12 protein-coding genes are annotated in these 12,047 nt (G+C 68.5%); 4 read left to right on the forward strand and 8 right to left on the reverse strand.

Annotated features, from left to right (window positions below):
• Positions 1-17: 17 nt before the first annotated feature.
• Positions 18-1,313 (reverse strand): peptidoglycan-binding protein, encoded by a 1,296-nt coding sequence (locus tag ACIBL3_RS02745; protein WP_396351424.1) that lies wholly within the window; start codon positions 1,311-1,313, stop codon positions 18-20.
• Complete coding sequence (locus ACIBL3_RS02750; protein WP_396351425.1) at positions 1,310-2,374, reverse strand: hypothetical protein; 1,065 nt, start codon at positions 2,372-2,374, stop codon at positions 1,310-1,312. The genes ACIBL3_RS02745 and ACIBL3_RS02750 overlap by 4 nt, the downstream gene beginning before the upstream one ends.
• A gap of 113 nt (positions 2,375-2,487) precedes the next feature.
• On the opposite strand from ACIBL3_RS02750, the gene ACIBL3_RS02755 reads away from it, so the two are divergent.
• Genes ACIBL3_RS02755 through ACIBL3_RS02765 form a run of 3 tightly spaced genes read left to right on the forward strand, consistent with a single transcriptional unit; the run spans position 2,488 to position 5,470 of the window.
• Positions 2,488-3,201, forward strand: a complete 714-nt coding sequence (locus ACIBL3_RS02755) for a response regulator transcription factor (RefSeq protein ID WP_396351426.1) — start codon at positions 2,488-2,490, stop codon at positions 3,199-3,201.
• On the forward strand, positions 3,191-5,053 hold the full coding sequence (locus ACIBL3_RS02760; protein WP_396351427.1) for a sensor histidine kinase: 1,863 nt from the start codon (positions 3,191-3,193) through the stop codon (positions 5,051-5,053). The genes ACIBL3_RS02755 and ACIBL3_RS02760 overlap by 11 nt, the downstream gene beginning before the upstream one ends.
• Before the next feature lie 9 nt (positions 5,054-5,062).
• Positions 5,063-5,470, forward strand: a complete 408-nt coding sequence (locus ACIBL3_RS02765; protein WP_396351428.1) for an MmcQ/YjbR family DNA-binding protein — start codon at positions 5,063-5,065, stop codon at positions 5,468-5,470.
• Between the two features lie 294 nt (positions 5,471-5,764).
• On the opposite strand, the gene ACIBL3_RS02770 is transcribed toward ACIBL3_RS02765, so the two are convergent.
• From ACIBL3_RS02770 to ACIBL3_RS02795, 6 genes are read right to left on the reverse strand one after another with little or no spacing between them, the layout of a single operon-like run.
• Positions 5,765-6,712, reverse strand: coding sequence for an LLM class F420-dependent oxidoreductase (locus ACIBL3_RS02770; RefSeq protein WP_396351429.1), 948 nt, complete (start codon positions 6,710-6,712; stop codon positions 5,765-5,767).
• Positions 6,712-7,455, reverse strand: coding sequence for an SDR family oxidoreductase (locus ACIBL3_RS02775; protein ID WP_396351430.1), 744 nt, complete (start codon positions 7,453-7,455; stop codon positions 6,712-6,714). Before ACIBL3_RS02775 ends, ACIBL3_RS02770 begins: the two co-directional genes overlap by 1 nt.
• A gap of 31 nt (positions 7,456-7,486) precedes the next feature.
• Entirely contained in the window at positions 7,487-8,149 is a 663-nt protein-coding gene (locus ACIBL3_RS02780; protein ID WP_396351431.1) for a histidine phosphatase family protein, read from the reverse strand.
• The gene (locus ACIBL3_RS02785; RefSeq protein WP_396351432.1) at positions 8,150-9,196 is read right to left on the reverse strand and encodes a phosphotransferase family protein; all 1,047 of its coding nucleotides are present in this window, start codon (positions 9,194-9,196) and stop codon (positions 8,150-8,152) included.
• Positions 9,189-9,974 (reverse strand): SDR family NAD(P)-dependent oxidoreductase, encoded by a 786-nt coding sequence (locus tag ACIBL3_RS02790; RefSeq protein WP_396351433.1) that lies wholly within the window; start codon positions 9,972-9,974, stop codon positions 9,189-9,191. The genes ACIBL3_RS02785 and ACIBL3_RS02790 overlap by 8 nt, the downstream gene beginning before the upstream one ends.
• Complete coding sequence (locus ACIBL3_RS02795) at positions 9,971-11,212, reverse strand: acyl-CoA dehydrogenase family protein (protein WP_396351434.1); 1,242 nt, start codon at positions 11,210-11,212, stop codon at positions 9,971-9,973. The genes ACIBL3_RS02790 and ACIBL3_RS02795 overlap by 4 nt, the downstream gene beginning before the upstream one ends.
• 56 nt (positions 11,213-11,268) lie before the next feature.
• Here ACIBL3_RS02795 and ACIBL3_RS02800 point away from each other — a divergent pair, with 56 nt between their 5' ends.
• Positions 11,269-11,856 carry a TetR/AcrR family transcriptional regulator gene (locus ACIBL3_RS02800; protein ID WP_396351435.1) on the forward strand — a complete coding sequence of 196 codons (588 nt, stop codon included), beginning with the start codon at positions 11,269-11,271 and terminating at the stop codon, positions 11,854-11,856.
• Positions 11,857-12,047 lie beyond the last annotated feature (191 nt).

The raw sequence follows: 12,047 nt of genomic DNA on the forward strand, positions 1-12,047 counted from the left end.
GAACTCGCTTCGCTCGCTCATCGCCCGACCACCACTTGGTCACCCTCGGCCAGCTTGGAGTCTCCACTCGGCGTGACCTGTGCATAACCGTCGGCGGACAGCCCGACCGTCACCGGGATGAGCTCGACCTTGCCCTCGCGCAGCACCTCGACCCGCGACCCACCGTCCGGACCGGACGACAACGCAGCCACCGGTACGGCGAGCACCTTGCCGGCCGTGCTCTTCACCGGGATCGTGACCCGGACGTTGGCGTCGCGGAACAGCGCGAGTTGCTTCGCCGTCAGCGTGTTCGGTGCGACCACGACGTCGTACTGGTCGCCGTTCTTGGTGATCCGGCGGACCTTGCCGGCAACCGCCGTACCCTCGCCGAGGTCGAGGGTCGCGGCTATCCCGGCCTTCAGGCGCTCCGCGGTCTGCGCGTCGACCTTGACCGTGACCACGAGGGCTGCGCCGCTGGCGGACATGACCACGCCGTTCACCGTGCCGCCGCGCTCGACCTTCACGTCGTCGACCCGGCGCGGCAGCGTCTTCACGTAGACGATCTCCGAGACCGGCAGCGGCGTACCGGCCTTGAACTCGGCCTCGTTCAGTGCCTCCTGCGCGTCGGCCAAGTTCTCCTCGGCGTCGTCGACCGCGCCCTGCTGAACGCTCGTGTCTTTCGCCTTGGCCTGCTGCGCCTGCTTCAGCGCGGCCTTCGCCTGCCGGAGCGCGTTCTTCATCGCGTCGACGTTCTTCTCCGCCGCGTCGACGGCCTGGCTCAACTGCTGCTCCGGCTCGGGAGCGTCGTACCCGGCCTCCTCGTAGAGCCGCTCGACCGCCGCCGAGGTGTCGGTGTCGTACTCGTCGTCGACGTCGCCCGGGTCGAGGCCGAGGCGGTCCAGCGTCTGCTCGAGCTGGAGTACGTCGGGTCCCTTGCTGCCCGGCGAGAGCGTTCGGTACATCGGCAGCACGCCGGCCAGGCCGATCACCGGTCGGCCGGTGATCTCCAGCAGCGCCTTGCCCTCGGTGAGGGTCGAGCCGACCGCCGGGACCTTGCCGGTCACGATCGCGGGCGTGGTCAGGCCGCTGGTCTCGACCCGGATGTTCACCGCACCGTCGAACGAGGCGTCGCCCCGGCCGACGACCTTGCTGGACAGCGCCTTCTTCTCCACCGGCACGGTGATCTGGGACGCCTTCGGCGCGGCGGTCTTGGCGGCCGCGTCCTCCGGCGAGGTGATCCGGCTGCCGGCCGCCACGCCCACTCCGAGCGAGACCGCCGCCACCGCGGACACCCCGACCAGCACCCGGCGGCGGGATCTGGGCGAAGCGGTCACCGGTTCGCCATTCCGTCGCGGTACGCCTCGAGCTCGGCCTTGTGCTGCTCGACGAACTCCTTCTCCTTCTCGTACTGCACCGTCTTGTACGGCTCGTCGTACACCTTGGCGCGGCACTTCTGGTCGGCCACCGCGAGGTCGATCTCGAACTTGCGCAACTCGGCCAGCTTGGCCGCGTCCACCTTGTCCAGCGACGGCGCGCCGATCACGGTCTTGCCGGGGTTGTTACCGGCCGGGTTGTTACCGGACAGCTCGTCCAGCTTCTGGCTGACCTTCTGCCGCGGCTCGTCGATCTTCTTGTAGCCGGCCTGGCCGGAGTCGGCGAGGCAGTCGGCCCAGGCGGTGGTCGCGTCAACGACCCGCTGGTCGTCCTCGATCCGCTTCGCGAGGGCCTGGATGTCCTTGAACAGGTTCTCGTACTTCTTGAACTCGGCCTCGCGGTCCTGGCCCTTGCCGTAGACCTCCTCGGCGGCCTTGCCGCGGCAGCCCAGGTTCAGCGCGGAGCTGCTCTTCGGGCCCTCGCCTTCCTTGGGCGCGATCACGACGTTGCCGTTGCCGGTCGAGTTCGGGCCGTTCAGGGCGGTGTCGTACGCCTTCTTCGCCTTCGCCGAGAGCGCGTTGCGGATCTTGGTGTTCGGGTTGCTGTCGTCACCGGCCGCGCCCGCCTTGGACCAGTCGATGGTAGTGATGCCGTAGCCGTACTGCTCGGCGAACTCGTCCGGCGGCAGGTTGAACGCGTCGTCGAACTTGCCCTTCGGCTGCGACTCCGGCGGAACCGGCACGTACTCGAACCCGGCCGCCTTCATGCAGGCCGCGGTGGCGTCCTCGACCTTGCGCTGCTTGGCCAGCTCCTCCTCGCTCGACCCGGGACCGCCACCGGCCCGGACCGCCATCCGCATCCCGCCGCTGCCCGAGCTGACGAAACCCTCACCCATGTACTCCGCGAGCGGGCTCTTGTCAGTTTTCTGATCACCGGTCGCCGCGCCCGGGTCATTGGAGTTTCCACAGCCGGCCAGCGCCAGTACGGCGACGACCGCGAGTGCCGTTCGTGAGGTTCTCATGGCTCTGGAGCGTGCCTGCGGGGCGGTGAAGAACCTGTGAAGGAGCCGTTTGCACCCGATGCTCTCAGCCGATCTTCATAGGTTTCTTATGAAGATCGGTCACATTGAGGAACATGCCAGCCCGGATTCTCGTCGCCGAAGACGACCTGAAGCAGGCGGAGCTGATCCGGCGGTACCTCGAGCGGGAGGGGCATCTCACCGTCGTCGTGCACGACGGGCGGGCCGCGATCGACGAGGCCCGCCGGCGCAGTCCGGACCTGCTCGTGCTCGATGTGATGATGCCGAAGGTGGACGGCCTGGACGTCTGCCGGGTGCTGCGGGCCGACGGCTCGGGCGACTCCGGCGTGCCGATCATCATGCTGACCGCCCGCTCCACCGAGGACGACCTGCTACTCGGGCTGGACCTGGGCGCCGACGACTACCTGACCAAGCCGTACAACCCGCGCGAACTGGTCGCCCGGGTCCGGACCGTGCTGCGGCGGACCCGGAGCCGGTCCGAGGGCGAGGTGTACCGGGTCGGCGAGCTGGAGATCGACCCGATCCGGCACGAGGTGCGGCTGGCCGATCGCCTGGTCGAGGTGACACCGGCGGAGTTCAAGATCCTGGCCTGCCTCGCGGCCTCACCGGGGCGGGCCTTCTCCCGGCAGCAGCTGCTCGAGCACGCGTTCGGGTTCGACCACTACGTGTTCGACCGGACCATCGACGTGCACGTGATGAACCTCCGGAAGAAGATCGAGCCGTCTCCGGGCTCCCCGGCGTACCTGAAGACCGTGTACGGCGTGGGGTACAAGCTGGCCGACAAGGTGGGAGCTCCCGATGCGTCGTAGCGTGCTGGTCCGGTTCCTCGGGCTGTCCCTCGCGGTGGCGCTCGGTGCGGTGATCGCGACCGCCGTGATCGCGACGTACAGCACCTCGGAGCAGTTGCAGGGTGAGATCGACGCGAACACCGGCCAGCTGCAGGTCGACGGTCAGATCTACGAGCGGCTGTCGCGGTACGCGTCCGACCACCCGAGCTGGTCCGGCGTGGACAAGCTGGTGCACGAGCTGTCCGACGAGCTCGGCCGCCGGATCGCGCTGACGAAGCCGGACGGCACGGTGATCGCGGACTCGGCCCGGATGCTCGGTGCTGGTCCGGAGCTCCCTTCGGTGCCAGCGGCAACCGTCGACGTACGCACCCAGGGCAACGCCAAGCTCGCCGGAGCCGTGAGCGTCTACTCCGCCCGCAAGACCGCAGCGGGCAAGGCCGACACGGTGGTGAGCGCCGCCGCCCTGCCTGGGCTCTATCCGGCCTATCCCGGCTGGGGGCTGACCGACGAGGAACTTGCCGAGCGCAACCGGCTGGCTCAATTGGCCACCGAGTGCTACGCGGCGCAGGGCAAGCACGCCACGGTGTCCAGCGCCGGCGGCGCCAACATGCCGGTCGTGATGGTCGAATCCGGCCAGACGGTCAACGGAACGAGCCTGATGCAGGTCACCAAGCCGAACGGACTCAACGACAAGTGCCTCCCCCCGGGCATGAACGCTCCGAGCGCGAAGGCCAAACTGGTCAACGACGACGAGATCCGGCGCGCCACCGACTGCCTCGACGCAGCCGGGCTGGACTACTCGGTCACCGAGTTCGACGGTCTCCAGGCAGTCGAGCCGAAGGACAAGGCCGCCTACTCGGACCAGTTCGCCAACTGCACGACTGAGGCGCGCTCTCAGGCACTGGCGCCGTACGTCGCTCCGTCGGCCAAGCTCTACCTGGGTGCGAAGAGCACGTTCAACGTGTTCTCCGGGGAGGGCCTGCTGCGTACGGCAGCGACCGCGCTCGGGGTGCTGTTGATCGCGGCGGTGGCGATGCTCTTCGCCGGGCGCCGGCTGGTCCGGCCGATCGTGGCGCTGACCGGGGCGGCGCAGCGGATGCGGAACGGCGACCACGCGGCCCGCGTACCGGTGAGCGGGAAGGACGAGGTGGCCCGGCTCGGGCACGCGTTCAACGCGATGGCCGAGTCGATTCAGCGACACGACTTCCAGCGCAAGGCGATGGTGAGCGACGTCGCGCATGAATTGCGGACTCCACTGGCGAACATCAAGGGCTATCTGGTCGCGTCGGAGGACGGCGTCGTACCGCTGGATGGTGAGCTGGTCACGTCGCTCCTGGAGGAGACCGGGCTGCTCGAGCACTTGGTGGCCGACCTGCAGGACCTGGCGCTCGCGGACGCAGGCATGCTGCGGTTGCACAAGGCGCCGCGTGATCTGTCCGAGCTCGCGCAGCAGGTGGTGTCCGCGCATCGACCCGCTGCGGAGACGGCCGGCGTCTCGCTGACGGCCGACGTACCAGGGCCGGCGCCGGCGTCCGTCGACAGCGCGCGGATCCGCCAGGCGCTGGGCAACCTGGTCTCGAACGCGATCCGGTTCACGCCGTCCGGGGGCCACGTCGTGGTCGGCGTACGGCGGGTGGACGACGGCTACAACCTCACCGTCACGGACAACGGGACCGGCATCGCCGACGAGCACCTGCCACACCTCTTCGACCGCTTCTACCGCGCGGAACAGTCCCGCAGCCGTACGACGGGTGGCAGCGGACTCGGCCTGGCCATCACCAAGCACCTGGCCGAGGCGCACGACGGTCGCATCACCGTCACCAGCCGCGTCGGCTCCGGCTCGACCTTCACGATCCGGATCCCGGCTGGTTGACTCGGGACCATGGCAAAGGTCGCTGACGTGCACGAGGTGGCGTTGGGGATGCCACACGTCACGGTCTGGCAGAAGGAGAACACCGACCGCCCGGTCTACCAGGTCGGCGGCAAGTCCTTCGTCTTCTTCCGCACCCCTCGCCCCGACGCGTTCGACCCCGACACCGGTGAGCGGTACGACGACGTGATCGTCATCTGGGTCGAGTCCGAAGAGGAGAAACTAGCCCTCGTCTCCGACGACTCCAACCCCTTCTTCACCATCCCCCACTTCAACGGCCACCCGTCAGTCCTGGTCCGAGCCAGCCACCTCGACAAACTGACCAAGAAGGAACTAACCGAAGTAATCCAAGACGCCTGGCTCTGCCGCGCCTCCAACCGCCGCGCCACCGACTGGCTAACCGCCCACCGCCTTCACTGACCCATGACCAAGCGACGCAGGCTCGGACACCCAATGGCGACCTCGGACACCTGACCAGATGTCCGAGGTCCCCACTTCTTGTCCGTGGCGTGCTCACCCCTACGCGTCTGCGCCCGTCCGGCAAAACCAACAGCTCCTGACAAGGCCCAGACCGGCGCAGTCGACAGCGTAGAACCAAATCGTTCAAGGGGACGACGGAGCTTGCCTGGCATCCCAGCCCATCCGCACAACCACGATCTCCACCATCACATTCCGTGCGCCGCCGAAGGTCAGCCGCCGCGGAGCGGTGTCCTTTTAGTTGGGTGCCAGGGCTCGGGCGGTTTCCAGGAGGTCGGTGCCGGTGGGGAGGGTGGCGATGATGGGGGTGTCCAGGCCGTTGGTGAGGTAGCGGTTGATGTGGGTTCGGCACTGGTCGGGGGTGCCATGGACGATCAGGTCGTCGAGGACCTCGACGGGTACGGCGGCCATCGCGGCGTTGCGGTCGCCGGCGGCCCACGCCTCGCGCATCTCCTTCATCGCGGCGCCGCGGCCGAGCCAGTCGTGGAAGGCGGCGTACCCGGGGACGGTCAGGTAGGTCGCGATCAGGAAGCGCCCGATGTTGCGCGCCATCTCCGCGTCCTCGGTGACGCAGACGAAGATCCGCGCCGCCAGTTCCTTGTCCGGACCGAGCTCGGCCCGCACCCGTCGTACGTCGTCCGCGGAGAGCCAGTTCGTGATCGCGCCGTCGGCCTCGCGCGCCGCCAGCCGGAGCATCTGCGGGCGCAGCGCGGCGAGCATGATCGCCGGCGGAACGTCCGGCGCCTTCTCCAGTCGGAACCGGTTGATCGTGAAGCTGTCGAACTCCCCGTCCACCTTCTCCCCGGCGAACGCCTGCCGCAGGAAGCGCAGCACGTCCCGGGTCCGGGCCAGCGGGGGGTCGTACGCGATCCCGTTCCACCCGGTCACGATCGTCTCCGACGACGCCCCGATCCCGAGCACGAACCGTCCCGGCGCGAGATCAGCCAGCGCCGCCGCACTCATCGCCAGCGCAGCCGGACCACGGGTGTGCACCGGTACGACGGCCGTCCCCAGCCGGAGGCGGGCGTCCCACTCGGACGCGAGTACCAACGGAGTGAACGCGTCCGCGCCGGCCACCTCGGCCGACCACAGATCCGTGTAACCCAGCGCCGCCAACTCCTCGACCAGCGGTCGATGGTCCCGCAGCGGCACCCCGGTCAGCGGAACGGTCAGGCCCCAGCGCATCAGATCATCCTCTTCAGCAACGGCAGTGGCGCGTACTTCATCACCCGGGCGAGCGGCACCCACGGCCAGCGCGGCACGTACGCCGTCTCCTTCTCGGCCTCGATCGCGGCGACGATCGCCCGGACGCCGGGCACGGTGTCGACGATCAGCGGGGTGTTCGCGACCCGGTCGTTCATCTCCGAGCGGATGTAGCCGGGGAAGATCGTGCTGATCTTGATCGGCTTGTTCAGCAACTCCAGCCGCAGCCCCTCAGCCAGTGACGCCAGTCCGGCTTTGGTGGCGGCGTACGTCGTCACCGTCCTCGGCAGCCCGCGCAGCGCGGAGATGGACGAGATGAAGACGAGATGACCGGCGTTCCGGGCCCGGAACAGCTCCAGCGCGGCCTCCGCCTGGGCGAGCGCGCCGACGAAGTTCGTCATCGCGGTCTCCAGGTTCGCGTCGAACCGCCCGGTCCCGAGCGGCGCGCCCTTGCCAAGCCCGGCGTTCACCACGACGCGGTCCAGGGTCAGCTCGGCGTCGGCCTTGCGGAACACCTCGAACACCTGGTCGTGATCGTTCACGTCGAGCCCGTGGACAATCACCGTCAGCCCTGGATGCCGTTCGGTCAGCTCGGCACGCAACGCCTCCAACCGATCCGTCCGCCGCGCGGTCAGCACCAGGTTGTGCCCCTTCGCCGCGAACTGCCGGGCCATCTCCTCCCCGAGTCCGGAACTCGCACCGGTGATCAGGATGTTGCGTCGCATCACTGTCCTATCTGTAGGAGAGCAACTCGGTCTATCTGCAGGAGAGCAACTCGGTCCCGTCGAGGTGGCCGTGTTCGTTGTAGCTGACCACGGTGAGCCCGCTGCGGCCGGACACGACCTTGGTGATCGCGGTGTTGATCGTGACCGGGTTCAGCTTGGACCACACGCCGTCGCCGCCGGAGACCAGCCTGCTCACCACGGCGGCGATCGGCCCGCCGGACGTGAACACCACCGCCGTCTCACCCTTGCCGAGTCGCTCCGCGGTACGCCGTACCGCTGCCTCGGACCGGTCACAGAAAGCGGTGAACGTCTCGGTGTAGCCGTCACCGCCCAGCGTCCAGCGCTCGGTCGCCGCGGTGAACATCTGCTGGAAGGCACGACCGGGATGACCGGTCCGGGCGAGATCGGCCAGCATCACCGCACGCCGCCGGTAGGCAGGCTTGTGCGCCACGATGATCTCCTCGTGGTCGAACTCGTCGAAGCCCTTGTCGACCTCCGGGGTGAACCCGGCCAACGCCGCCGTCTGAGCGTGCCGGCGCATCGACCCGGACACCACGAGCTCCGGCGTCACCCCACGCGCGACCAGCGCCTTGCCCAGCACGGCCGCCTGCTGCTCGCCGGTTGGCGAGAGCCGGTCGTAGTCACTCTTGCCGAACGACGCCTGCGCGTGCCGGATCAGGTAGATGGTCGGCATTCAGCCCCTCATGATCCGGCGACAGCGCCGCTCGAGCAGGTTGACCGGGAGCCAGAGGCTCTTGAACCGCGGGTTCCGGGTCTGCTTGTGGTGGTAGCGGTAGTAGATCTGCTGCGCGATCACGGCCAGCCGGAACAGGCCGAACACCTCGTAGAAGGCCCAGTTCCCCGGCTTCAGCCCCGACTTCTCGGTGTAGCACTGCACGATCTCGTCCCGCGACGGCATCCCCGGTACGTCGGACGGCTGCAGCCGGAACCGCCGGAACGCCCAGTCGTCGTCGGCCTGCACCCAGTACGCGAGCGCGCTGCCGAGATCCATCAACGGATCCCCGAGCGTCGCCAACTCCCAGTCCAGTACGCCGACCACCTGCAACGGATCGTCCGGCGCGAGTACGACGTTGTCGAGCCGGAAGTCGTTGTGGATGACGCAGGTCCGGACGTCCTTCGGCTGGTTCGCCGCCAGCCACGCCATCACCCGCTCGTAACTCGGCACGTTCCAGGTCTTCGCCTTGCGGTAGCGCTCGGTCCAGCCGGTGACCTGGCGTTCGACGTACCCCTCGCCGCGACCCAGGTCGGTGAGACCGGCCTGGTCGGCGTCGACCTGGTGCAGATCGACGAGAGTGTCGAAGACCGTGAAGCAGAGCTGCCGGGTCTGCTCCGGAGTGAGGTCCACGCCGAGCTCCTGCCGGCGCGGGATCGTGCCGGCGACTCGCTCCATCACGTAGAACTCGGAGCCGATCAGCTCGGTGTCGGTGCAGTGGGCAACCATCTCGGGCACGTACGGGAACACCGGCTTCAGGCTCGCCTGGATCCGGTACTCGCGGCCCATGTCGTGGGCGCTCTTCGCCTTCGTCCCGGCCGGTGGCCGGCGCAGGATCAGGTCGTGGCCGTCGTACTGCAGGAGGTAGGTCAGGTTGGAGGCGCCGCCGGAGAACTGCTTGACCTCCGGCAGGCCGGGCGGCAAATCGGTCCGTTGCCGAAGCCAGCCGTCCACCACTGGTACGTCGAAGGCGTCCTCGGCGCGAACCGCACGGGCGCCATCACCCATTACCGGACTCGGCACGCTCGCGGGCCCGGGCGGCGATCTTGCGCATCTGCCGGTCGTACAGCGGCCGGGCGAACCGCTTGGTCCGCCACGCCATCAGCGCCGGCCGGTCCGGGATGATCAGGAACTGCTTCTTCTTGATCCCGGCGATCACCCCGGCCGCGATGTCGTCGGCCGAGCGCGGCGACTTCTCGATCAGCTGCCGCGCGGTCGCGCCCATCGCGGTGTCCTGGCCCTGGATCGAGTCGCCGAGGTTGGTCCGGAAGAACGACGGGCAGACCACCGAGACGGTCACGTCGTACGGGTGCAGCTCGTGCGACAGGGTCTCCGACAGCGCGACGACTCCGGCCTTGACCGTGTTGTACGAGCTCATCATCGGCGGATGCACGAGGCCGGCGGCGGACGCGGTGTTCACGATGTGGCCGGCCCGCTGCCGCTTGAACATCGGCGTGAACGCGCGACAGCCGCGGACCACGCCCATCAGGTTGATGTCGACGACCCGGTCCCACTCGTCCAGCGACTCGACGTCGATCCGGCCGCCGGTAGCGATCCCGGCGTTGTTGACCAGGATGTCGAGGCCGCCCCAGTTCTGCTCGCACCACTCGACCGCCTTGGCCCAGTCCTCCGGGCTGCGCACATCGAGCTTCAGGTACGACGCCCCGTCGTCCGGACTGTCCACCGACATGTCGGTGCTGAGCACCTGGTGGCCTTCGGCAACGAACCGGGCCACCAGAGCGGCGCCCAGTCCGCTGGCGCCGCCGGTGACGAGGACACGGCTCACTTGGCCTCCTGGTACTGCGTCAGATACGGAGCCAGCTCGAGCTTGGCCACCACATTGCGATGCACCTCGTCAGGCCCGTCCGCGAGCCGCAACGCCCGCGCACTCGTCCACGCGGCCGCGAGCGGGAAGTCGTCAGACAGCCCACCGCCGCCATGCAACTGGATCGCCATGTCGATCACGTCCTGCGCCATCCGCGGCACCGCGACCTTGATCTGGCTCACTTCGCTCAGCGCGCCGGCGAGTCCCTTGGTGTCCAGCAGGTACGCCGTCTGCAGCACGAGCAACCGGGCTTGGTTGATCGCGATCCGGGCGTCCGCGATCCGCTCCCGGTTGCCGCCGAGGTTCACCAGCGGCTTGCCGAACGCGGTCCGGCTGGTGCCACGCTGCAGCGCGAGCTCGAGCGACTTCTCGGCCAGCCCGATCAACCGCATGCAGTGGTGCACCCGTCCCGGACCGAGTCGACCCTGAGCGATCTCGAAGGCGCGACCTAGGCCGACCAGGATGTTGCTCGCCGGCACCCGGACGTCGGTGAACGACACCTCGCCGTGGCCGTGGGGTTCGTCGTACTGGTGCATCGTCGGGAGCAGGCGCTCGACCTTCACGCCGGGGGTGTCGCGCGGGACGAGCACCATGGTGTGGCGTGCGTACCGCTCTGCGTCGGGGTCGGTGCGGCCCATGAAGATGAGCAGCTCGCAGTCCGGGTGGCCGACGCCGGTGCTCCACCACTTGCGGCCGTTGATGACGACCTCGTCGCCGTCGAGGATCGCGGTCGCGGCCATATTGGTCGCGTCGGAGGAGGCGACTCCCGGCTCGGTCATGCAGAACGCGGACCGGATCGCGCCGTCGAGCAACGGTTCCAGCCACTGCTTCTTCTGCTCGGGGGTGCCGTAGCGGAGCAGGACTTCCATGTTGCCGGTGTCGGGCGCGTTGCAGTTGAAGACGTACGGCGCCAGGAACGAACGGCCGGTCAGCTCGGCGATCGGGGCGTAGTCCACGTTCGACAGGCCGTCGCCGTACTGCTCGTTGCCTGGTTCGGCCACCGGGAGGAAGAGGTTCCAGAGTCCTTGTTTGCGGGCTTTCGCCTGCAGTTCCTTCATCACGGGCTGCGGCTGCCACGGGTCACCGGCGGCGCGGGGAGCGGCGTGAACCTCGGCCTCGACCGGCTCGATCTCGGTCCTGATGAACTCGCCGACCCGGGCGATGAGGTCGTTCGCACGGGCGGAATGTTCGAACTCCATCAGACTCCCCTCAGTTGCCTTGACCGTAGCGCAGCGTCTAAGCAACGCTCAATAGCGTGAGTCAGCGCTGGACTGCGGAAGATCGCCGCAAGCAACTGGTCCGAATCGGCCTGATGATGTTGCGGACCCAGCCGATCCACGAACTGTCGATCGACGCGGTCGCGGGTCAGGCGGGGATCTCGCGCGGCCTGCTGTTCCACTACTTCCCGAGCAAGCGGGACTACTACGTCGCGGTCATCGAGGCCGCGGGTCGCCGGCTGCTGCGCGTCACCAAGCCGGACGAGTCGTTGCCGCCACCGGAGCAGCTCCGGCAGATGCTGCTGTCCTTCGTGGCGTTCATCGCCCGGCGGCGCGCGGCCTACATCTCCTTCGTCCGCGGCGCGGCCGGCGGCGACGACTACGTGGTCCAGGTGTACGCCGACACCCGCGCCGGCCTCGCCACCCGCGTCCTCAACCTGATCGGCTCTCCCGAGGTCGCCTCCCAACCGGCGTCCCCCGAACGTATGACCGTCCACGCGTGGTTCGCCTACGTCGAAGACCTGGCCATCGAGTGGTCCGGCCTCCCCGAACAAGACCGCCCCACCACCGACGAAGAACTGGTCGACCACGCCCTCGCCGCCCTCGAAGCCCTCCGCAAGCTGTAACCCCAGACCACATCCCACCCCTCCCCAAGCACCTCCCACCCGCGGTCAACGCGGGTGGGAGGTGTTAGTTGACCGGCCGTTGCAGCACCGGTGGCCGCGTCTGCTCCGCCGGTCTTCGAGGGGATATCCGCTGGAGTGTTGCCTTCTCCCCTGGTGTACGAGGGGAGAAGGCACCACGCGCGCGGTTATCC

It is taken from the genome of Kribbella sp. NPDC050124, from assembly GCF_044460355.1.
Classification (GTDB): domain Bacteria; phylum Actinomycetota; class Actinomycetes; order Propionibacteriales; family Kribbellaceae; genus Kribbella.

Bases quoted from the DNA above. Each gene is read 5' to 3' on its own strand.
- ACIBL3_RS02750 (WP_396351425.1), bottom strand. From the start codon at position 2,374: ATGAGAACCTCACGAACGGCACTCGCGGTCGTCGCCGTACTGGCGCTG.
- ACIBL3_RS02775 (WP_396351430.1), bottom strand. From the start codon at position 7,455: ATGCGACGCAACATCCTGATCACCGGTGCGAGTTCCGGACTCGGGGAG.
- ACIBL3_RS02755 (WP_396351426.1), top strand. From the start codon at position 2,488: ATGCCAGCCCGGATTCTCGTCGCCGAAGACGACCTGAAGCAGGCGGAG.
- ACIBL3_RS02785 (WP_396351432.1), bottom strand. From the start codon at position 9,196: ATGGGTGATGGCGCCCGTGCGGTTCGCGCCGAGGACGCCTTCGACGTA.
- ACIBL3_RS02765 (WP_396351428.1), top strand. From the start codon at position 5,063: ATGGCAAAGGTCGCTGACGTGCACGAGGTGGCGTTGGGGATGCCACAC.
- ACIBL3_RS02770 (WP_396351429.1), bottom strand. From the start codon at position 6,712: ATGCGCTGGGGCCTGACCGTTCCGCTGACCGGGGTGCCGCTGCGGGAC.
- ACIBL3_RS02780 (WP_396351431.1), bottom strand. From the start codon at position 8,149: ATGCCGACCATCTACCTGATCCGGCACGCGCAGGCGTCGTTCGGCAAG.
- ACIBL3_RS02795 (WP_396351434.1), bottom strand. From the start codon at position 11,212: ATGGAGTTCGAACATTCCGCCCGTGCGAACGACCTCATCGCCCGGGTC.
- ACIBL3_RS02760 (WP_396351427.1), top strand. From the start codon at position 3,191: ATGCGTCGTAGCGTGCTGGTCCGGTTCCTCGGGCTGTCCCTCGCGGTG.